Origin of the sequence: Mammaliicoccus stepanovicii (assembly GCF_002902525.1) — a bacterium.
Lineage (GTDB): Bacteria > Bacillota > Bacilli > Staphylococcales > Staphylococcaceae > Mammaliicoccus > Mammaliicoccus stepanovicii.
This window is the reverse complement of the sequence record NZ_PPQZ01000041.1, coordinates 1-21,503: the sequence shown is the minus strand read 5'-3', so window position 1 is coordinate 21,503 and position 21,503 is coordinate 1. Positions and strand designations below refer to the sequence as shown.

Annotated in this window: 19 protein-coding genes; all 19 read right to left on the bottom strand. The window is 32.4% G+C overall.

All coding sequences use genetic code 11. From position 1 onward, the window contains the following. Window positions 1–275 precede the first annotated feature (275 nt). The gene (locus CD111_RS07155; RefSeq protein WP_095086515.1) at window positions 276–1,649 is read right to left on the bottom strand and encodes an alanine/glycine:cation symporter family protein; all 1,374 of its coding nucleotides are present in this window, start codon (window positions 1,647–1,649) and stop codon (window positions 276–278) included. Window positions 1,650–1,843: 194 nt separating this feature from the next. Continuing rightward, window positions 1,844–3,214 (bottom strand): EVE domain-containing protein, encoded by a 1,371-nt coding sequence (locus CD111_RS07150; protein ID WP_095086511.1) that lies wholly within the window; start codon window positions 3,212–3,214, stop codon window positions 1,844–1,846. Between the two features lie 181 nt (window positions 3,215–3,395). Beyond that, complete coding sequence (locus CD111_RS07145; RefSeq protein WP_095086508.1) at window positions 3,396–4,397, bottom strand: LysM peptidoglycan-binding domain-containing protein; 1,002 nt, start codon at window positions 4,395–4,397, stop codon at window positions 3,396–3,398. Between the two features lie 307 nt (window positions 4,398–4,704). Then, window positions 4,705–4,941, bottom strand: a complete 237-nt coding sequence (locus CD111_RS07140) for a hypothetical protein (RefSeq protein ID WP_095086506.1) — start codon at window positions 4,939–4,941, stop codon at window positions 4,705–4,707. A 14-nt stretch (window positions 4,942–4,955) separates the two neighbouring features. Further along, window positions 4,956–5,897, bottom strand: a complete 942-nt coding sequence (gene manA / locus CD111_RS07135) for a mannose-6-phosphate isomerase, class I (RefSeq protein ID WP_095086505.1) — start codon at window positions 5,895–5,897, stop codon at window positions 4,956–4,958. Between the two features lie 150 nt (window positions 5,898–6,047). Further along, on the bottom strand, window positions 6,048–7,583 hold the full coding sequence (locus tag CD111_RS07130; protein WP_095086502.1) for an AbgT family transporter: 1,536 nt from the start codon (window positions 7,581–7,583) through the stop codon (window positions 6,048–6,050). 429 nt (window positions 7,584–8,012) lie between these two features. Next, a complete protein-coding gene (locus tag CD111_RS07125; RefSeq protein ID WP_095086498.1) occupies window positions 8,013–8,705 on the bottom strand; it encodes a LutC/YkgG family protein in 693 nt (230 codons plus the stop codon). Next, window positions 8,705–10,135 (bottom strand): LutB/LldF family L-lactate oxidation iron-sulfur protein, encoded by a 1,431-nt coding sequence (locus tag CD111_RS07120; RefSeq protein ID WP_095086495.1) that lies wholly within the window; start codon window positions 10,133–10,135, stop codon window positions 8,705–8,707. Before CD111_RS07120 ends, CD111_RS07125 begins: the two co-directional genes overlap by 1 nt. 1 nt (window position 10,136) lies before the next feature. Then, the gene (locus CD111_RS07115; protein WP_095086492.1) at window positions 10,137–10,871 is read right to left on the bottom strand and encodes a (Fe-S)-binding protein; all 735 of its coding nucleotides are present in this window, start codon (window positions 10,869–10,871) and stop codon (window positions 10,137–10,139) included. A gap of 277 nt (window positions 10,872–11,148) precedes the next feature. Further along, window positions 11,149–11,847, bottom strand: coding sequence for a FadR/GntR family transcriptional regulator (locus CD111_RS07110; protein WP_095086490.1), 699 nt, complete (start codon window positions 11,845–11,847; stop codon window positions 11,149–11,151). 81 nt (window positions 11,848–11,928) lie between these two features. Then, a complete protein-coding gene (gene dhaM, locus CD111_RS07105) occupies window positions 11,929–12,294 on the bottom strand; it encodes a dihydroxyacetone kinase phosphoryl donor subunit DhaM (RefSeq protein WP_095086487.1) in 366 nt (121 codons plus the stop codon). After that, complete coding sequence (gene dhaL / locus CD111_RS07100; RefSeq protein ID WP_095086484.1) at window positions 12,294–12,872, bottom strand: dihydroxyacetone kinase subunit DhaL; 579 nt, start codon at window positions 12,870–12,872, stop codon at window positions 12,294–12,296. The genes dhaM and dhaL overlap by 1 nt, the downstream gene beginning before the upstream one ends. 12 nt (window positions 12,873–12,884) lie before the next feature. After that, the gene (dhaK, locus tag CD111_RS07095; RefSeq protein ID WP_095086481.1) at window positions 12,885–13,850 is read right to left on the bottom strand and encodes a dihydroxyacetone kinase subunit DhaK; all 966 of its coding nucleotides are present in this window, start codon (window positions 13,848–13,850) and stop codon (window positions 12,885–12,887) included. A gap of 172 nt (window positions 13,851–14,022) precedes the next feature. Further along, window positions 14,023–15,675: an alpha-glucosidase gene (locus CD111_RS07090; protein ID WP_095086478.1), complete on the bottom strand. Its 1,653-nt coding sequence runs from the start codon at window positions 15,673–15,675 to the stop codon at window positions 14,023–14,025. Between the two features lie 15 nt (window positions 15,676–15,690). After that, window positions 15,691–16,695, bottom strand: coding sequence for a LacI family DNA-binding transcriptional regulator (locus CD111_RS07085; protein WP_095086475.1), 1,005 nt, complete (start codon window positions 16,693–16,695; stop codon window positions 15,691–15,693). Between the two features lie 14 nt (window positions 16,696–16,709). Beyond that, window positions 16,710–17,552, bottom strand: coding sequence for a sugar ABC transporter permease (locus tag CD111_RS07080; RefSeq protein ID WP_095086472.1), 843 nt, complete (start codon window positions 17,550–17,552; stop codon window positions 16,710–16,712). Further along, window positions 17,552–18,820 (bottom strand): sugar ABC transporter permease, encoded by a 1,269-nt coding sequence (locus tag CD111_RS07075; protein WP_095086468.1) that lies wholly within the window; start codon window positions 18,818–18,820, stop codon window positions 17,552–17,554. The genes CD111_RS07080 and CD111_RS07075 overlap by 1 nt, the downstream gene beginning before the upstream one ends. A 14-nt stretch (window positions 18,821–18,834) precedes the next feature. Further along, on the bottom strand, window positions 18,835–20,088 hold the full coding sequence (locus CD111_RS07070) for an extracellular solute-binding protein (protein ID WP_095086465.1): 1,254 nt from the start codon (window positions 20,086–20,088) through the stop codon (window positions 18,835–18,837). A gap of 38 nt (window positions 20,089–20,126) precedes the next feature. Further along, on the bottom strand, window positions 20,127–21,230 hold the full coding sequence (locus tag CD111_RS07065) for an ABC transporter ATP-binding protein (protein ID WP_095086463.1): 1,104 nt from the start codon (window positions 21,228–21,230) through the stop codon (window positions 20,127–20,129). Between the last annotated feature and the right edge of the window lie 273 nt (window positions 21,231–21,503).

Below are 21,503 nucleotides of genomic sequence, written 5' to 3'. Positions count from 1 at the left end.
ATAATATATTTGGCATTTTATGTATATATTTACGATTATAAAGCAAAATTCAAATTCATACAAACTCTAACTGGAAAATAGTGCTATAATTATATAATTTCAAAAATATAAGAGTTCAAAACTTTTGATTTGTAAGTTGAATCATCACCTCGTTACATGCACACTCTTCAATTTGAATAGTAAAAAATAAATTTTCTTAACATAAAAAAATAAGCTTGTGACAATTAACATGTCGCAAGCTTATTTTTTGAAACGATATGATATATATACAAATTTTAATTTTTGCCTTTATCTTTTAAGTAATACGATTTACCAGTGAAAAATTCTGTCGTTAATTCTTTTACTTTTGGTGCTAATACAACAACCGCTATAATATTCGGAATAAGAACACAAGCTAATGCGATATCTAATAAATTCCATAACTGCGTTCCCGCACCAAATGCGCCTACTGCAATTGATAATACGTAAATTATTTTCATGATAAATCCTGCAGTTAAGCCAAATAAATATTCTGCCATTCTCGATCCATAATAGATTACAACAATTATTGTTGAGAATACAAAGAATACCATCGACACAGAAACAATCCAACTCCCAAATGTGCCAAATGCATCATTGAATGCTCTGGCTGTTAAAGCTGCAGATTGTGCCTTCGCATCTTTAGCTTTCCATACATCTGAAACAAGTACAACGAAAGCAGTAGTGCTACAAATAATAAGCGTATCCACTACAATTTCACTCACTGACCAAAACGCTTGTCTAACTGGATGATCTGTTTTAGCTGCTGCGTGTGCAATTGGTGAAGTACCAAGACCTGCTTCATTTGAATAAATACCACGTGCAAATCCCCATCTAACAGTTGTTGCTAATGCTGCACCAAAACTTCCGCCAAGTGCTGCATCAGGGTTAAATGCTTTTTCAATTACTAATACAATAACGCCTGGAACATGTTGAATATTTATAATGATAATAATGAATCCCATAATACAATAAAGTCCAACCATTACAGGAACTATCATTTCAGTAAATGTTGCAATACGTTTTATACCTCCGAACACAACTAATGAAGCTAATATTGCTAATATAATACCAATAACACCTGCATTAATATTAAATGTATCTTCTACAGTACTGGCTGCAGAATTACCTTGTACCATAATGCTTGGTATTAATTCCAACATTAACGCTAATGCAAATATAAAAGCAAACACAATACCTACTTTTTTATTTTTGAAGCCTTTTTTCATATAGTAAGTTGGTCCACCTACGAATTCATCTTTACTATTTTTCTCTCGATAGAACAAACCTAATACGTTCTCACTGTATTTTAATGCCATTCCTAAAAATGCGATAACCATCATCCAGAAAACCGCTCCAGGTCCCCCCATCATAATAGCAGTCGGGACACCTACAATATTTGCAGCACCTACAGTTGAAGATAAGGCAGACGTTAAAGCTTGCCTCGGCGTAATTGTACCTTCCCCTTTAGGCTCTCTATTAATACTGCCAAATGTTTGTTTCATCATATAACCAAAATGTCTAAATTGAATAAATCCTAAATAAATTGTTAAAAATAAACTTGAAAGTAGTAGTAAGGTTACAATAGGATACCCCCATAACCAATCTGAAAATGCTACAATTTTATTCATATTTATTTACCCCTTTGTGATTTATTATCAAAATAAAAATAATATCACTTTCATTTTACAGAAAATTCAATCACATTGGAAGCTAATTCATAAATAACTAAATCGCAATTGTTTAGTAAATAAAAAGCAAGGACATGTAAACAAAGTAATACTACCTTTATTACATATCCTTGCTATATATTTTTACTATATGATTAACCTACATGTAAAACGCGGCAATGTTTTAAGAACTGATGAGAATATTGTTCTTTAATGTCATCAATTGAACCATAACATAATCCAATCATTCTCCACTTCGGATTATGTTTATAGAATGAATCTTTCTCTAAGCTCCATTTCACCATTTTACCTTCATGATTATATCTTGGTAACGTCATTTCATGTCCATCTAGAACATTTAAGAATAATTGAAAAATTTCAGGATCAATTCTTTCAAATTGATCAATGACCAACCATTCTCTTTCAGAATTTGTTATATGTCCAGTTATGAAACCTTCTCTATAATAAAGTGCACCACTTTCATTCGGTAAATATCTGCCGTATAGCATTTCCTCAGAAAAATCTGGGTGACCTGTCGTATATATACCTTTTGCAAGTTCCCGTTCAACATAATGTTTTGCTCTTTTCATGCCATCTTCTTTATTATCGCAAATCATTAATATAATTGGTTTGTCTTTAGTTGTATCTTCTTCATAATTTTTATGAACGTTCATCTCAAATTTATTATTCGAAGGTGCTTTATATGTACCATTACTCATTTCCATCATCGCTTCATATTGTGCTTTCGTTAAATTCGCAATGGATTGTTTTGAGCTTTCCTGTAAGAAGAATAATTTCTTCAACGTTTGATGTTTGTTCAAGTTACTTACACTTACTGGATTAATATCTCTTTCATACTTTACGTTAATACAAGTTGAATCCGTTCGACCAGGTTGTGGAGGTAATTTATGGATACTTTCAGTGACTTCGCCTACACCTATAATAGAATAGTTTGCATTCTTATTTAAAAATACAATTTGATCACCAATTTCTAATTGCGTATAGTGAAGGTATCCATTTCTTTTTATACCATTTACAGTATGCGTAAATATAGTATAGTTTTCTCCTTCTTCAAATTGAATTTCTTCTGACATTAAGAAATATCTAGGAATCTTGATTTCTCCTAAACCTAATCCAATTATTAAATCGAATTCATCTTTAGTTATACGGTTAAATAACTGATTTGTTATTTGCTTAATGCGCGACTCAAGTAATTCACTTCTCTTTAAATATTCAATTGAAAGTAGCATTAGTGATTTTTCAAATTTAAAGTGAATGCTTACTTTTTGGTTACCACCTGTTTGTACATGTACAATTTCGCCATAACCTAATAGACCGATTTGATTTTGAACTTGATAATATATAACTTTGTCACCTGGTTTTGCCGTTTTGAATGCATGAAAACCTTGTGTTGGATTAAAACTCGCACCAGATTCAAATACTGCGACTTGTCCTTCTAATGGCTCCGTATGGTTCCACCTATTATACCCACAATTTAACCAAAAGTAGTTTGTTTCTTCAGACATATGTATACTCCTTATATTCGAAATTAATCAATTTTACACGTATCTATATTGTGTTTTTTTATGCAGATGATATAAAAACACTTTAATATTAACATTGTATAAGACATTAACATTCATGTCTATGATTACCCAATTAAAAAACTGAGACATCATACTGTCCCAGTTTATTTTAAATATATGATTAATGTATAAAATTATAACTAGTCACTTGTGATGCTGGTATTGTTCTGTATGTTAATATACCAGGTGATGAAGCAAAGTTCATTTCAGAAACTTGAATGCTACCATCTGAATTTATTCTCTCAACAAATGACACATGTCCATAATATCCAGCTGTTGATTGCAAAATCGAACCGACACTTGGTGAATGGTTTACTGTATAACCATCTTTAATCGCTGCACTTGCCCAATTGTTTGCATTCCACCAATACGTACTGATAGGTTTACCAATAGCTTGTCTTCTATTAAATACGTGCCAAGTACATTGACCCCAGTCATATAAGTTTTGGTGATGGAAAATAGGTGTATTATACCCGCCAGTGTTACTAGAACCAGTGTTACCACCAGTACTCGTTGCTGTTCCACTCACTTTTAACTTTTGTCCTGGATAAATAATAAAGTTATTTAAGCCATTTAATGACATAATTTTTTGATATGTCGTACCATATTTTGCAGCTATGATTGATAATGAATCTCCGGATTTAACTGTATATGTTGTTGTGCTTCCTGAAGGTTTTGGAGTTGTTGTACCCGTGTTTGAACCGCCTGTTGAACTAGCTGTACCGTTCACTTTAAGTTTTTGTCCCGGATATATAATTGTGTTTTTCATGCCATTTAATGACATGATCTTTTGATAAGTAGTGCCATATTTACCAGCTATAACAGATAACGTATCTCCAGATTTCACAGTATAATATGATGTTGAAGATGTTCCCGTATTCGTGCTAGGTTTATTAGTTGCACTCGATGTTCCTGGTACTTGTAGTACCTGGTTAGGAAAAATCAGATTCGATGTTAATTTGTTCAAAGATTTAATCTTCGAAATTGTCGTATTATGCTTATCTGCAATTAACCATAATGAATCTCCATTTTTCACTTTATATGTTGCTGCCTCAGCATGATGAGAAGATACTGCTACTGCTACAGAAGCACCAACGAATGCTGCTATTGTCTTTTTCTTCAAAATACCTTACCCCCAATATCTTTTTAGTTTATTTTTTATAAAGTTAATTCTTTCTAATTATACACTTAAATTACAGTTGTTTATATTACAGTTCCATTTCATTTCTATTAATTCCATTTTGCTTTATTCAATATTTGACTTAAATAATTATTGATAATTAATATGTATGTACATAAAATATAAGACTTATTTTTATAAATTAATGATGAGCATACCTTTATAGCAATGAAAATCTCACTCCGCTTACAAATTTTAAAATAAAAAAAACCGCAAAATTTCTTTTTAATCAAAGAAATTTTACGATTTATTAATTCGTCATTACTAATGACAATCCTGCAAGTGATGGCATTAAATTAACGAGTATACCACCCATTTTTAAGCCAAGTGAAATATCTTTATCCTTTATAGTAGCTATTGCTAGCAATAGTCCAATTACAGCAACTATAAAGGGAATGATAGGTGTTGGGTATTTAGGAACTTGAAAGAATATACCTAATCCCGCAATGACTGCACATACTAAAGATAAATATAGAAATTTTTTCATTCTTAATCTCCTATCTATACATAACTGATTATAACTTCTAAATTTCCATTTATATTATTATCTAAATCATCAGCCGTTAATATTAAATGATCTCCTATTTTAACTTCAAAAACATTACCATCGGTTATAATTTCTCCACTTCCAGAAATAATGCTTACTAGACAATAGTCTCTTGGCTTTCTAAAGTTAAATGTTCCTTCAATTTGCCATTTAGCCACTGTGAAAAATTCATTTTCTACAAGAATTTGACCTTTTTGTTCCTCTGATTCTAATTTCTTAGGAGGTACGTTTGGACTTTCGGAACCAACATTTATAACATCTATGCTTTTATCTAAATGTAATGCTCGTTTGTTTCCATCTTTATCTGTTCTGTCATAGTCAAATATTCTATAAGTCGTATCAGAATTTTGCTGTGTCTCTAAAATCATAATACCACTACCTATAGCATGAACTGTGCCACTCGGTACGTAGAAGAAATCCCCAGGTTCGACTTTTATTCTTTTGAATAAATGATCCCAATCTTCATTTTGTATAAATGATTCTAATTGGTTTTTAGTATTTGCATATGTACCATATATAATTTCTGCATTTTCTTTAGCATCAATTACATACCAACATTCTGTTTTACCTAACTCACCATTTTCATGAATGTTTGCATATTCATCATTTGGATGGACTTGAACAGATAGTTTGTCATTTGCATCTAAAATTTTTGTAAGCAATGGAAATTTTTCTTCTGTAGGATTACCAAAAAGTTGAGGTTCTTCTTTCCATACTTCGTCTAAAGTTTTACCTTTATAAGGGCCGTTTGCGATCTCATTTGCGCCATTTTTATGTGCTGAGATACCCCAACATTCGCCAATATTTCCTTCTGGAAGATTATAACCCATTTTTTCTAAATTACGCCCGCCCCATATTCTCTCTTTGAATACAGGTTTCAAAACTAACGGAGACATTGAATCATCCTTTGCATGTTATTAATATATATAATGTATCTTGTACTTTGTATAAATTAAGAAACTTCCCTACGTGATTGTACCACATTGTATCGAATTTATGTAAGATTAAAACGTTCTAAAAAATCTTATCAAAATGATACTTTTATTTTATTTATGATAGAATATATCTCCTCCTGGACCTAATTGTAGTCCTAATAAGAACCAAATAATTATCACAATTGGCCATACTATTCCTAATACAATTGAATATGGCATTAAACTTGATAATAACGTTCCTAATTTCATGTTTTTATCATATTTTTGAGCATAAGATAATAATAGTGGTAAGTATGGCATCATAGGTGTAATCGGGTTCGTAATTGAATCACCTATACGATAAATCATTTGCGTAAACGCTGGATGATAACCTAATAACATAAACATAGGTATAAATATTGGTGCAAGTATCGCCCATTTTGCAGAAGCACTACCAATTAATAGATTGATAATACTACTTAATATAATCAATCCTATAATGACTGTTATGCCATTTTGACCTTGTAATAATTCAGCACCTTTAACCGAAATAACGACACCTAAATTACTCCACTCTAAATATGCTAATAGTTGTGCAGCAAAAAACACAATCACGATAAAGCTCCCCATCGTCGCCATCGATTCAGTAAGCATCTTCCCTAAATCTTTTGTATTTTTAATTTTTCCTGATACTACTCCATAAACAAATCCAGGAACGAAAAATACGATCAAAATAACAATCCCTACACCGTCCATTAATGGAGACTTTTCAATTAGACTTCCAGTTTCAGCATTGCGTAACCAACCATTCTCTGGAATAGATAAAGCTAATAATATTGCTAGCACAACTAGAAAACTAATATTTGCAAATTTAAGTGCTTTATTCTCTTTCGTACTAATTTCATTTTCTTGTACACTTATTGCTGCTTCACCTTCTACCTCATATTTACCGAGACGTGGTATAACAATTTTCATACTAACGAAATAAATAACAGGTAATAAGATGAACGATGATGCAGCTATAAAATACCAATTCATCGCTACGTTTAAATGGATATCTTTATCTATAATTTCAGCTGCTGGTTTTGTAAATGCATAAACAAGTGCATCACTCATACCTAATGAAATATTTGCAGCAAATGCCCCAAGTGCAGATGCGTATGCCATAGCAAGTCCGGCTATTGGATGATAACCTAGTTTGATAAATACAAGTGCTGTTAATGGCGGTAAGACAATTGGTGCAGCATCTCCTGCAGCATTACCAACGATACCTACAAATATAATAATTGGTACTATAACCTTTTTCGACGTTTTATTTACGATTAAAATCATCAATTTATCAAAGTAACCTGTCTTCTCAGCAACCCCTATGCCGAGCATGACAGCTAGAACTAAACCTAAAGCAGGAAACTCAGAAAAATTCTTAACCGATTCACTTAATATTTTACCGAATCCTTCTCTAGAAATAAGGCTTGTCACCTCGACAGTCTTCCCTGTACCTGGATTTTTCACAGAAACACCAAATAATGATATCAGCCAAGATAATACAATTAATCCTGCACATAGTAAGAAGAATAGTATACTCGGATCCGGCAATCTATTCCCTGCTTTTTCAACAATGTTCAAGAAACGATTTACAAATGATACTTTGTGTTTTACTTGATTCATATATTGCCCTCCCCTTAATCAAATTAAAAATAGTATATCATAAAAATTATTATTTTCGGAAGTTTCGGAAAATTCTTACTAAATTACTTTTTTGCATTTTTAAATCCTTTAGAAGTGTAACTTTATCATGTTTTTTCTCAAATATATTATTGCTAATCTAGTAATATGACCTTATACTAAACATACAGATGATAAATTGTATTAAATCTACTTCTTAGATGAATAGACATCGTGCAATTTATGATTATACTGTAAGAAGTCTTTATATATGATATGAAATGGAACGGATGGGTTACATACCCTAAAGCGATAAGCCTCCTGAAGCTTATCGCTTTTTTCATTTCTTTTGTAAACAAAAAATCTACCAACAAAATTCACAATACGTGATTTTTGTTGGTAGATTTTTTAGTTCTAGATTTGTAATAATATTTAAATATCTTCTACTACTATATACGTTGCTTTTACCGGTCCATGTACCCCTACTACTAATTCCATTTCAATGTCCGCTGAATTCGAAGGTCCAGAAATTAAATTAATACAAGATGGGAATCTGTCGGTTTCATTCATCATTTCGTTCATCTTCTGAGCTGCTTGTGTATATCTTGGTACAATCGTTGATTGAGGTACAATCGCTATATAATGGGTCGGCAATAAACTGACACTTCTACCTTTTCCTTTACCAGAAAACAATACCACTGTACCACTTTCTGCTAACGTCATATCACTAAATGTAATACCAATATTGGCTTGTTCAGCAACGATTCTATTGTCCTCACCCTTCTCTTCATTCCAAACATACGTGTCATAACAATCTAAATTTATATCATTCGTTTCAAAACGCGAATCATTCCACGCAATAACTTTACCTGAATTATATGATTTTATCGTTTCATCCAATACTTTATTTAAACACGATTTATTTGTCTTAACGAACCCTGTATGAATATTTTTACATTGCGCTTCTAATAAATCTACAAGCTCGTTTTGATTTAAATCCGTTAATGTTTTCCCTTGTGGATTATATGCCCACTCCGGTTTCGTAACTTTAATTGGTTTCGGTCGACCTAACTGTTCTGAAATATTATTTAAAAATTTTGTTCTGTTTTGAATTTGTCCAGCCATTATTTGTCACCTCTTTCTTTTAGGTGATTATGCATCCAGTCTTTAAACCGTTGTTCATCTGGTAACGGGAAATCTCTAGATTGTGTCCATGGATGTAAAGGTGCAGGTCCTTTATGAATAACATTTTCATCACTGAATAATTTCATCGTAGGTCTTGCAAGTTTCAAACTGTATTTAAATAACGATGGTTTAGTAGCACCAAATCCGAAACCTTTCATTAACATTCTTTCAGTTTTTGGCGTTGATTTTTGTTGTTCCGCTTCTACCTGTCTATGTTTCAATAACAAATCATGCAATGGAATTTTCACGGGACAAGCTTCTGTACATGCTGCACATAATGAAGAAGCATATGGCAATTGACCATAGTCTTCATAACCACCTAATAATGGTGATAATACAGCCCCAACTGGTCCAGGATATATAGAACCATAACTATGTCCTCCTGCATGTCTATATACTGGACAAACATTTACACATGCTGCACAACGAATACATTGCAATATCGATTGAAATTGAGTGCCTAATATTTTTGAGCGTCCATTATCGATAATAACTAAATGAAACTCTTCAGGACCGTCAATTTCTCCAATTGCTCTAGGACCTGTTAAAGTTGTAACATAGCTTGTTAATTTTTGGCCAACTGCACTTCTTGTTAACATACCTACTAGTACTTCAAGTTCTTCATGCGTAGGAACAATTCTTTCCATTCCCATTACGGTAATTTGAGTTTTAGGTAATGTTGACACCATGCGTGCATTACCTTCATTCGTTACCAATGTAAAACTGCCGCTTTCTGCTACTGCAAAGTTACATCCAGTAATCCCTACATCAGCTGAAAGAAAATCTTGTCTTAATTTATTTCTTACGAAAAATGTCATTTCATCTGGATCTTCTGTACCTTCGTAACCAAGTTTTTCACGTAAAGTCTCTTTAATTTGCTGTCTATTCTTATGAAGTGCGGGTGCTACAATATGCGATGGTGGATTATGATCATCAATTTGAAGTATATATTCACCTAAATCAGTTTCCACAACTTCGCAGCCCGCTTTCTCCATTGCTTCATTTAAGTTTATTTCTTCAGTAACCATCGACTTTGATTTCGCTACTTTTTTAGCTTCTTTTTTCTTTAATATTTCTGCTACATACGCATTGGCTTCTTCAGCAGTACTCGCAAAGTACACATGACCACCTAACTCGGCTACATTTTTTGCAAGTAGCTCTAAATAATAATCCAAGTTTGATAATGTATGCTGTCTAATTTCTTCAGCATGGTTTCTCCATTCTTCCCAATTCCCTAAATCTTCTTGTGCTTTTAACTTTCTATCTCTTAACCTATCTTGTGCTGAACTAACAGCACCTCTCATGAAAGTATCTTTACTTTCTTCTTTAAACGCCTCTTTAAAAGTCTTATCTCCTATACGCATTGCCATGTTATTGCACCGCCTTTTCCACTTGATTATTAAGTACTTCAGCTATGTGCAATACTTTGACATTTAATCCACGTCTCTTAATTCGACCCTCTATATTCATTAAACAACTTGCATCAGACCCAATTAAATAGTCTGCTCCACTTTGCGCTATTGAATCTACTTTTTCATCTACCATTTCAGTTGAAACATCACCCATCTTAACAGCAAAAGTTCCACCAAAACCACAACAATTATAATAATGTGGTAACTCAACTAGTTCTAATCCTTCAACATTTTCTAATAACGCTTTAGGTTGATTGACAACACCTAATAATCTTGTCATATGACAAGATGGATGAACTGTAGCTTTGCCTTTTAAATGTGCGCCTACTTTTGTAACGTTTAAGACATCAACGATAAATTGAGTGAGTTCATATGACTTCTCACTTAAATTAAGCGCTTTCTTATACCACATTGAATCATTCTCAAATAAACTCGGATAATGTTTAAACATAGTGACACAACTACCTGAAGGTCCTACTACATATTCAGAGTCTTCAAATGTATCAATCATCAATTTAGCAGCTTGCTTTGCCTCTTCTACGTAACCTGAATTAAAAGCAGGTTGTCCACAGCAAACTTGTGATGCAGGATAATCTACTTCACATCCTAATTTTTCAAGTAGTTCAACTGTTGCGATGCCCACTCGCGTGTTTAATCCTTCTACTAAACAAGTAGAAAATAAACTCACTTTCATAATCATAACCACCCTTATTAAATTTAAATGCTATGAATAGTCAATGCCATGCCCATGATATTAACCTACATAGCGCATTATGATTTGCCCATAATGTATCAGTAAATATTATATCACAATTCATCCAGTCATCATATGACCTTATGTCTAAATGTATTATCTCATTTGTTAGATTTTATAAATTAAAAAACAGAAGACATAACAAGGCCATATTAGCCTCGTCACGTCTCCTGTCTTATTGAATTTATGTTATGATGACTCGAATTTTGACGAACGATTACGTCGTTTTAATATTATTTAACACGACTTGTTCTACTTCTTTTAAATGAAAAATCATTTTCTCTTGAGCTAATTCACTATCTTTACTTCTTATCGCCTCAAATATATCTATATGTTCATGATATAACTTCTCGATGGATTTACTTTGTGTATATAAATATATTCTCCGCGTTTCTTTCATCGTGTGTTGCATAATGTCTGAAACATTTAATAATAGTTGTTTAAGCATGTCGTTTTTAGATGCATCTGCAATAGCTAAATGAAATTTTAAATCAGATGCTTCACCTAAATTACGTTTGTCGATCGCAAGTTTCATATCATTAAGTGCAGATTCAATTTCTTGTAAATCTTCATCTGTTCGATTCTTCGCTGCTAACCTTGCTACACCTACTTCTACTATGTTTCTGACTTCTAATAAATTTCGAACATCTTGCACATCCCCGTTGATTGCTTCAAGATTAAATTGTGTTGATTCTTGATTTGTTATAAATGTACCTTGTCCATGTTTAATGTCAACATAGCCCATTGCTCTTAATGCATTTAAAGCTTCCCGAATTGTTGCTTGACCCACACCAAAGCTTTCAGATAAAGCTTTAATAGATGGTAATCGATCTCCCGTAGTTAATCGTTTTTCTCTTATATCTAATATGATGACATCGGCAACTTTTTCATATAATTTCTGATTGGATATCTTCATTCTTCTTTCTCCACCTTATAAAAAACATTAGTAGAGCAATTATATCATTTATTAACTATACATTATTATATTTTCACAGATTTATGAAAATTCTCGTTTAATGCTAGCCATCGCTTCTTCAATACTCGCACCGGTTGATAATGATACACTTGCTAAAAACGAGCCTTCAACAATAGGTGCATCTATTTTATATAAATTTAATTCACCATCATATAAATCTAATGCCATTTCAAGATTCATTTCCGCCGAACCAATATCATAAAACATTAACGCATCTTCTGTTAATTCACTTATTACTTCTTGCACAGTATCAATACTAGTACCAATCTCACCTTCATTCGTTCCTCCACGAGCAATAACCGTTACATTTGGGGACATTTGTTCTAATAATTCTTTCACACCTTGTGCTATATCTTTACTATGACTAATTATTCCAATACTTGCCATTATGACACTCCTTCACTTAAAGCATTTAAGACATAAACCATACTTTGTGCACCTGGGTCAACATGTCCTACTGAATCACCTTTAAAATAAGATGCTCTACCTTTAGTTGCTTCTAAATCTTTAGTATCTTCAGCGAACTTTTGCAAATTATCATAAGTTAATTTCTCTCCATTTGATAATTGTTCAGATGCTTTTAATAACACATCATACATTGTTTTTTCTCCACCTGAAACTTTCCCTCTAGCTGCTACTGCATCTTTAAATGTATCAATGAATTCTTTCAAATTGTCAGAAGTAATCTCGTCATATTCTAAACCTGCCATCTTCACAAAACTAAATCCATAAAGTGGTCCAGAAGCACCACCTACAGAACTCATCAATGTCATACCAGTTGATTTTAAAACATCACTTATTGTATTTCCGGAGACTTTCTCATCAACTGCAGTAAAACCACGCAACATATTGACGCCGTGGTCACCATCTCCAATAGCTCTGTCTAAATTAGTTAAATTTTGTTCTTCTTGTTCAAATGTCGCTTTTAAGTCTTTTAAGCTTTGTAATAATGTCTCTGCATTCATTAAAAATGCCTCCTATTTAAAATATTTACTAACTGTCGGCGCATTGAAAGCATCTAAATATTCTTGATCATAAGGCACTAATGTAATTGAAAACCCTTGCATATCTAGTGCTGTCATATAATTACCTACGAAGTATTTTTTTATATCAAAGCCTTTCTCATTTACATACTCGTTAAAGTAATTTGCTACTATTGCCAATTCAGAATCAGGTGTCGCACCCATACCATTTATCATAACGATTAATGATTTCTCTGAAATTTCTTTTTCAAGTTCATTCATTAATCGTTTAATAATGCCTGGAATTGGCTCGATTTTTTCTTGATATATACCACGTTCACCATGAATGCCGATACCTATTTCCATTTGGTCATCTTCTAAGTCAAATCCATATTGTCCAGTTGTTGGTACAAGGCAAGGATATATGGCCATCCCTATCGTCTTAACTTTCTCGATAAATGCTTCAACTTTTTCTTTAATATCTGCTAAATTATAACCATTATCAGATAAGTACCCTGCATATTTGTGTACTAATACGGTACCTGCTACACCTCTTCGATCTTGCTCATTATCAATTGATATATCATCCCTTACTATAACAGATTGACATGATATACCTTCCATTTCGGCCATTTCTTGAGCCATCTCGAAATTCATAACATCTCCGGCATAATTTTTAATAATTAATAGTACGCCCTCTTCAGTTGCAACGTGTTTAATGGCATCTAAAATTTTGTCTGGTGTCGGTGAGGTAAACACTTCACCACACACTGCTGCATCTAACATCCCATCTGCAACGAATCCAGCATGGGCTGGTTCATGTCCAGATCCTCCACCTGATACGAGTGCTACACCTTTAGTTTTTAATTTAGATCGAACAATTACATTATCACTTATAACATCTACTGAGTTATCCATGATTTTGATTCCTTTGAGCATATCTGCAACAAATTGTGTCTTCTCATTCATTAATTTTTTCATGTCATGACCTCCCATAAATTACGTTTATATTCATTACTATTATAGAACGTTTCACAACGAAAGCGTTAACAATTTGAATATTTGAATACATACTCATTTCATACTTTAACAATCAACAAAAAAATAAAACTGCTACTGAAAGTCAGATGATGACCTTCAATAACAGTTAACTTTATCTTAATTGGTATACTCTTGTTTCAAACGGTAATAATGTATCAATTTGTCTAACTTCATCATAATTCCCTAGTAATAAATCATAATGACTAAGGTTGATATCTTTGCTTATTAATGCTTCTTCATTCGTTAAATTGCTCATAATGATGACTTCATCAGAAAGTAATGTACGTTTATAACTATAAATTTGTGGATGCTCTTTATCTATTAATTGGTATACACCATAATTAAACACATCTTTTGATTTTTTTAATGATATTAACCTTTTATAATAGTTCAAAACAGAATACTCATCTTCTAATTCTGATTCTACATTAATCTGTTTGTAATTTGGATTGACATGAAACCAAGGTTCTACATCTGAGAATCCTGCATGTTTAGTAGTATCCCATTGCATCACAGTCCTAGAATTATCCCTACTTACTTTACGATGAGTTTCTAACAAGCCTTCAGTACTTTCACCTTTAATTTGTTTTAATGTGATTTCATTTTTAATTGCTATATCATCAAATTCATAAATCGATTCAAATGGATAATTCGTCATGCCAAGCTCTTGTCCTTGATAAATAAAGGGCGTTCCCTTTTGTAAGAAATAGTTAGTTGCGTGACTTGTAGCACTTTCATACCAATAACGCTCATCATCACCCCATGTTGAAACGAGTCTTGGTTGATCATGATTTTCTATAAATAGTGCATTCCAACCTTTACTTTCTAATTGGTTTTGCCATTTCGTCATAATCTCTTTATATTGAATAACGTCAAAACCAGTTTCTTCAGTGTTCCACAATCCTAGATGTTCAAATTGGAATATCATGTTGAATATACCATGGTCAAAACCTACCCAATCTTCAGCATTTTCAGGTGTTACTCCATTAGCTTCTCCAACAGTCATAATATCAAAATGGTTAAATGTTTGATCTCTCAATTCGCTTAAATATTCTAAAATACCAGGTCGATTGGTATATCTTTCAAATGCAGGTTTAAATGTCGTGTCATCGTTAGAATATTGAAGATCTCCTTCATCAAATGATTTTTTTATATGTGTAATTGCATCTACCCTAAAACCATCAATACCCTTATTAAACCACCAGTTGACCATGTTATATAATGCTGATCTTACTTGTTCATTTTCCCAATTAAGGTCTGGTTGTTTTTTGCTAAATATATGCATATAATATTCATCTGTTTCAGGTGTTTGCTCCCAAACAGACCCATTGAATATACTTCCCCAATTGTTTGGTTCTTTGCCTTGTTGTCCTTCTTTCCATATGTACCAATCTCTTTTTGGATTATCTTTACTAGATTTAGATTCAATAAACCAAGGATGTTCATCTGACGTATGGTTGATAACTAAATCCAAAATTAATTTCATACCTTTATCGTGTGTTTCTTTCAATAATAAGTCGAAATCTTCCATCGTCCCAAATTCATCCATAATATCTTGATAATCACTAATATCATATCCGTTATCATCATTTGGAGATTTAAAAATTGGTGAAACCCATATTACATCGATTCCTAAATCTTTTAAGTAATCTAGTTTTTCTCTAATACCATTGATATCACCAATACCATCTTGATTTGAATCGTTAAAACTTCTTGGATAAACTTGGTAACATACAGCTTCTTTCCACCAAATCCGTTCTTCCATAGTTATTGCCTCCTATTACTTTAACGTTGACGCTCTTTCAATTATTTCTGTCGGTACGATTGTATTTTTCTTCAAAATATTTGGATTTTCAATTAATGAAATTAATGCGACACCCGCTTCTTGCCCTAAATGTTCAGGGTTTATATTAACGACGGTTTGTGGAGGCGAAGCGAATTCATTTATAAATGAATCGTTAAAAGTAGCCGTCATCATGTCGTCAGGAATTCTAATATTTAATTCATATAGTACACTTAATAAATTGATATTCATCATACTATCTGAGGTAATAATTGCTGTAGGCAATTTCCCAGTTAATTTTAAATTTTTAATAATTGTCATAATTTCATCTCGTTTTGGATGAGCATGAAATACTTCAACATGTTTAATACTATTTTGAGAACATGCTTTTTTAAAACCTTCAACGCGATCAATTGCGACTGCATAAGAGTCAGGTTCAGCAATAAACGCAATATGATGATGTCCTTTATCTATAATATGTTGTGTAATTGTCTGACTTGCATCAACATTATCATTATCAATATGAATAATATCTCGATCATCTAATTGCTTGCCTATAACAACAAACGGAAAGTTATACCTTTTAAGTAGCGCTTTAATTGGATCATTTTCTTTTGAATAAAGCATGATAAATCCATCTATTGACTTTGATTTAATCAAGCTTTCAACTTCTTTTAATAAGGCATGTTGATCAATAGAAGTAGTCATAATCGTTGCATATTCTCGTTTTTTACATTCCACTGAAATCCCCATCAGAACATCAGTAAAAAAAGGATTCTGTGTGATTTCTTTAGATGCAGTTTTCAAAATTAATCCAATTGTATTTGATTTCTGTGTAACAAGTGTTCTTGCGGCAATATTAGGTTCATATCCTAATCGCTGCATGACAGCTTTCACTTTCTTTGATGTCTTCTCACTAATACTTGAATGACCACTTATCACTCTTGAGACTGTCGAAGGCGACACATTCGCTTCATTTGCAACATCTTTAATTGTAACCACAAGATCACTCCTCATTATCCTTTAGTTGCGCCAGCAGTTAATCCTGTTACTAAATATCTTTGTAACAATAAGAATACTATAGAAATTGGTATCGCAATCATCATCGCACCAGCAGCGAATACTGTAAAGTTATTACCAAATTTATCGTTTATAAAATTAAATAATCCGACCGCTAATGTGTATTTTTCAGGACTTCTTAATAAAATTCTAGGCAATATAAAATCCATAAATGGTCCCATAAAATTGAATAGTGCAACAACAGCTAATATAGGTTTAGCTAACGGTAACATGATTGTGAAAAATATTCTCATATGACCTGCTCCGTCTATTTTAGCAGATTCATCTAGTTCTTTAGGTATCGTATCAAAATACCCTTTAACTAAAAAGGCATTCATAGGTATTGACCCTCCAATATAAATCAGCGTCAAACCAAATAACGAATCTAATAAGCCAATTGTATTTAATAATATATAAATCGCAACCATTGCCATAAGCACCGGAAACATTTGTAAAATTAAAAATGCGATTAAACCATACTTTCTACCTACAAACCTATATCTTGAAAATGCATATGCCGTTAATCCAACAAATATTACTGAACATAACGCATTTGCTGTAGCAACAATTAATGTATTTTTGTACCAAATTAAATAATCACTTGATGGATCTGTCAATAAATAAATATAATTTTTCAAAGATGCATCTTTTGGTATCATGCTTGAACCGTACAAGTTAGAACCTGAATTTAATGAAAGGCCTAACGTCCAAAGTAAAGGATAAATAATAATGATGAACATCACAACTAAAATACCATACATTAAAATTGCGCTTAGTATATTTTTATTCTTCTTATTCATTAAATATCCCCCTCATCTTTGAAAGTGCTTGTTTTTCTAAATTGTATAAATGCAATGATTGCTATAAAAATACCAATTATAAGTGAGATTGTAGCTGCCATATTATAGTTTTGCATATCAAACGTTAAGCGATATACCCAAGAAATTAATATGTCAGTACTTCCTGCGTTCTGTCCAGAAACTGGCGGACCACCTTTGTTAAACAAATAGATTAAGTTAAAGTTATTAAAATTCCCAGCATATTGCATGATTAATAAGGGTGCAGTAGCAAACAGTATATGTGGAAATATAATACTTCTAAATTTTTGCCAGCTGGATGCTCCATCCATATCTGCTGCTTCATACCAATCTGATGAAATACTTTGGAGTACGCCTGTAAACAATGCAAATACAAATGGGAAACCTAACCAAACTTGAATACCAATCAAGGCGATTTTAGCCCAAAATGGATCGTTCAACCATGCTGGTGCAACACCAAATAATGGTTCAAGAATATCATTATTTATCGATCCAAAGTCATCATTAAATATTGCAGCAAAGATTAATATTGTTACGAAGGACGGTACTGCCCAGGGTAATATTAATATTGTTCTTATTAATTTCTTAAATCTAATTAATGGATGATTCACTATAATTGCGAGTAATAGTGCCAATCCAATTTGTAAAGTAGTTGCCACAAGTGTCCATATAATCGTCCAAGTTAAAACATTGAAAAATGTCGTCTTCCAAATAGGTACGGTTAGTAGTGATTTAAAGTTATCTAATCCTACCCATTCTAATAAATTTCTTGGAGGTGCATTATATAAATTGTAATTTGTAAATGCTAAGAAACACATAAATAATAACGGGAAAACGACAACAAATATTAATAAGAATATGCCAGGTGACATGAGTAAATATGGAAATGTTTTATCCCATGTTGCAATCATTCTTCCTTTATTATCTTTAATTTCGTAACCTTTATTAAATTGTTCTGCATTTCTATATGCATCAATAATATTGACAACATACAACGTCAAAGCAAATGTAATTAAAATTAATGAAATAATACCTTGCGCTAATAATACACGTGAATCATCAAGTTTTGGTACAGTTCCTAAAGTAAATAATCCCCAAAATCCTATATTCATAAATTGATAGAATACCGAAATAAAACTTATAAAAAAGATTATAAAAATGCTACCTTTTATATATCTCTTGTTATAAAATTGTCCAAACCCAGGAATAATTGATAATAAGGCTGCTAATTTTGGATTTCTCTGCTTCACATTTTCACCTTCTTTTATTTTTTAGATGCATTCATAATTTCAACTTGTTCATCTATGCCATCTTTCGCTTCATCCAATGCTGCTTTAGGTTTCTTACCATTAGATATAAATGTCGCTGCATTTCCCATTGGATCCCAAACTTGACTCATTTCAGGAATATTTGGCATTGCTACAGCATGACGAGCTTGTTGTTCATAAGCTTTTAACAGTTTTTTTTTCGATGTTACGTCTGTTCGACCAGTTATTTCTTGCATTTCATCTGTATACTTTTGCATATGTGCTTGGTTCGTTAAAAACAATAGTAAATCTTTAGCCCAATATTTTTCTTTACTATATTCTGAAATAAACCATCCACGCACACCTAAAAACGGTTTCATTTGCTTACCATTGTCTGTTGGAAAAGTTGCCGTCGCAAAATTTTCTCCTAATGCATCTTTAAATTCTTGAGTTTGCCATGGCCCTGTAACAAACATACCTACTTGCCCTTCTTTAAATAATCCGACAATAACATCTTGATTTGCTGATTTCGTAATATATCCTTTGTCATACCAAGACTGAAGTCTTTGTCCGTTTTTTATAACTTCTGGTGCATTAACCGCCACATCTTTCGTATCAAATCCGTTCTTGTTCTCTTTAAATATGTATCCTCCTTGTGAGAATAAAAATGGATAGTTAAAATAAAAGTTCTTCGCATCAAACATAAAGCCAAATTGTTTCTTCTCTTTATTTGTTACTTTTTCAGCTATTTGTTCTACATCTTTCATAGTCTTTGGAGGTGTTTTAACAAGTTTCTTATTATAAGCAATCGCTGTCGATTCAACTATTACAGGCAATGCTAATTGTTTACCATCATAATTTAGAGCATCAAGCGCTTCTTTAGAGTAACCTTGTAATTCTTTATCAGTGAATTTGATTTCTGCGGCTAATCCTTGCAAGTAAGCATCTCCCGCTCTATCATGCGGTTGGAAAAATAAATCCGGCCCTTTACCTGATGGGCCATCTAGTGATAAATTATCAACTTGATCATCTTGAGCTGTATTTTTCAAAATAACTTTAATACCTGTTTTCTTAGTATATTCATCAGTTATTTCCTTATAAAAGGACATCTGCTTATCCCCGTCGACCCACATAGTTAAAGATTCAGGTTTTGTCTTTTTTTCGTCATCGTTCAATGCTTTATTAATCTCTTCTTTTGTACGGTTAGGTCCACAACTTGCAAGTAAAATTGTTACGAGTAAAATCGACATAACTTTCATGAGCTGTTTCATTTGAATTTCCCTACCTTCATTTATTATTTACTGACTCATTATGAATTGCTTATTTTGTGACCTGTTTCTTTATCAAAGAAATGAGATTTATTTAAATCTAAAGCTAATTCGATTTCATCATTAGGATTAATTACAGTTCTGGCATCTAATTTTGCTGAAAATTCTTCATCATTAAACAGAGCGTGGATCATAATTTCTGAACCTAACAATTCACTCACGAGTACTTTAGTTTTAAATGTTGCTGCTTTATTGGCTTCTATAAAAACTGGTTCATCATGTATGTCCTCTGGTCTAATACCAAATCGAATAACTTGTCCATCATAACCATTAGCATTTAGAAGTCTTGCTTTACTTTCGTTCAATTTAATCGTCTGCTTTCCTATAATGAGTTCATCTTTATTTACTTTCGCATCAAAAATATTCATTGCAGGTGAACCTATAAATTGTGCAACAAATTCATTAGCTGGATTATCATATACTTCTCTCGGCGTTCCAATTTGCATAATATCTCCATCTTTCATAACGACAATCCTAGTTGCCATCGTCAATGCCTCTGTTTGATCATGTGTTACATATATAGTTGTAGTCTGCAATCGTTTATGTAGCTTTAATATTTCTGTACGCATCTGAACACGAAGCTTGGCATCTAAATTTGATAAGGGCTCATCCATCAAGAACACTTTCGCATCTCTTACAATTGCTCTACCTAATGCTACCCTTTGTCTTTGCCCACCTGATAAAGCTTTAGGTTTCCTCGGTAAGTATTCTGTTAGTCCTAATATTTCTCCTGCATATTGAACCCGTTTATCTATTTCTTTCTTGTTCATCTTGCGTAATTTCAGGCCAAATGCCATATTATCGTACACTGTCATATGTGGATACAATGCATAATTTTGAAATACCATTGCTATATTTCTATCTTTCGGTGCTACATCATTCATTCTGGATCCATCAATTGAGAAATTTCCAGCAGTAATTTCTTCTAATCCCGCTATCATCCTTAATGTAGTTGATTTACCACATCCTGAAGGTCCGACAAACACTATAAATTCTTTGTCTTTAATATGTAAGTTAAAATCTTGCACAACTGTGTTCCCTTTGTCGTAAGTTTTTTTTATATTTTCTAGCTTCAATTCAGTCATCTTTTCAACCTCCGCTTATTGTAATCGCTTTCATTTTTTTACTTATAAATTTATATTATGTGTAATATGTAAAAATGTCAATATTTTTATGCAAACGATTGCATTAATTTAACATTTGTATAACAGTATCTATTCTAATTTTTATAATTAAGACTGCAAACGATTGTTTAAATTTTTCATTAAAATTATTGCATTTATAGTACATAGGGTGTACTATATTGAATGTATTAAGTACAGGAGGTGTACTAATGATGGATAATGAGTTAAAAAAAG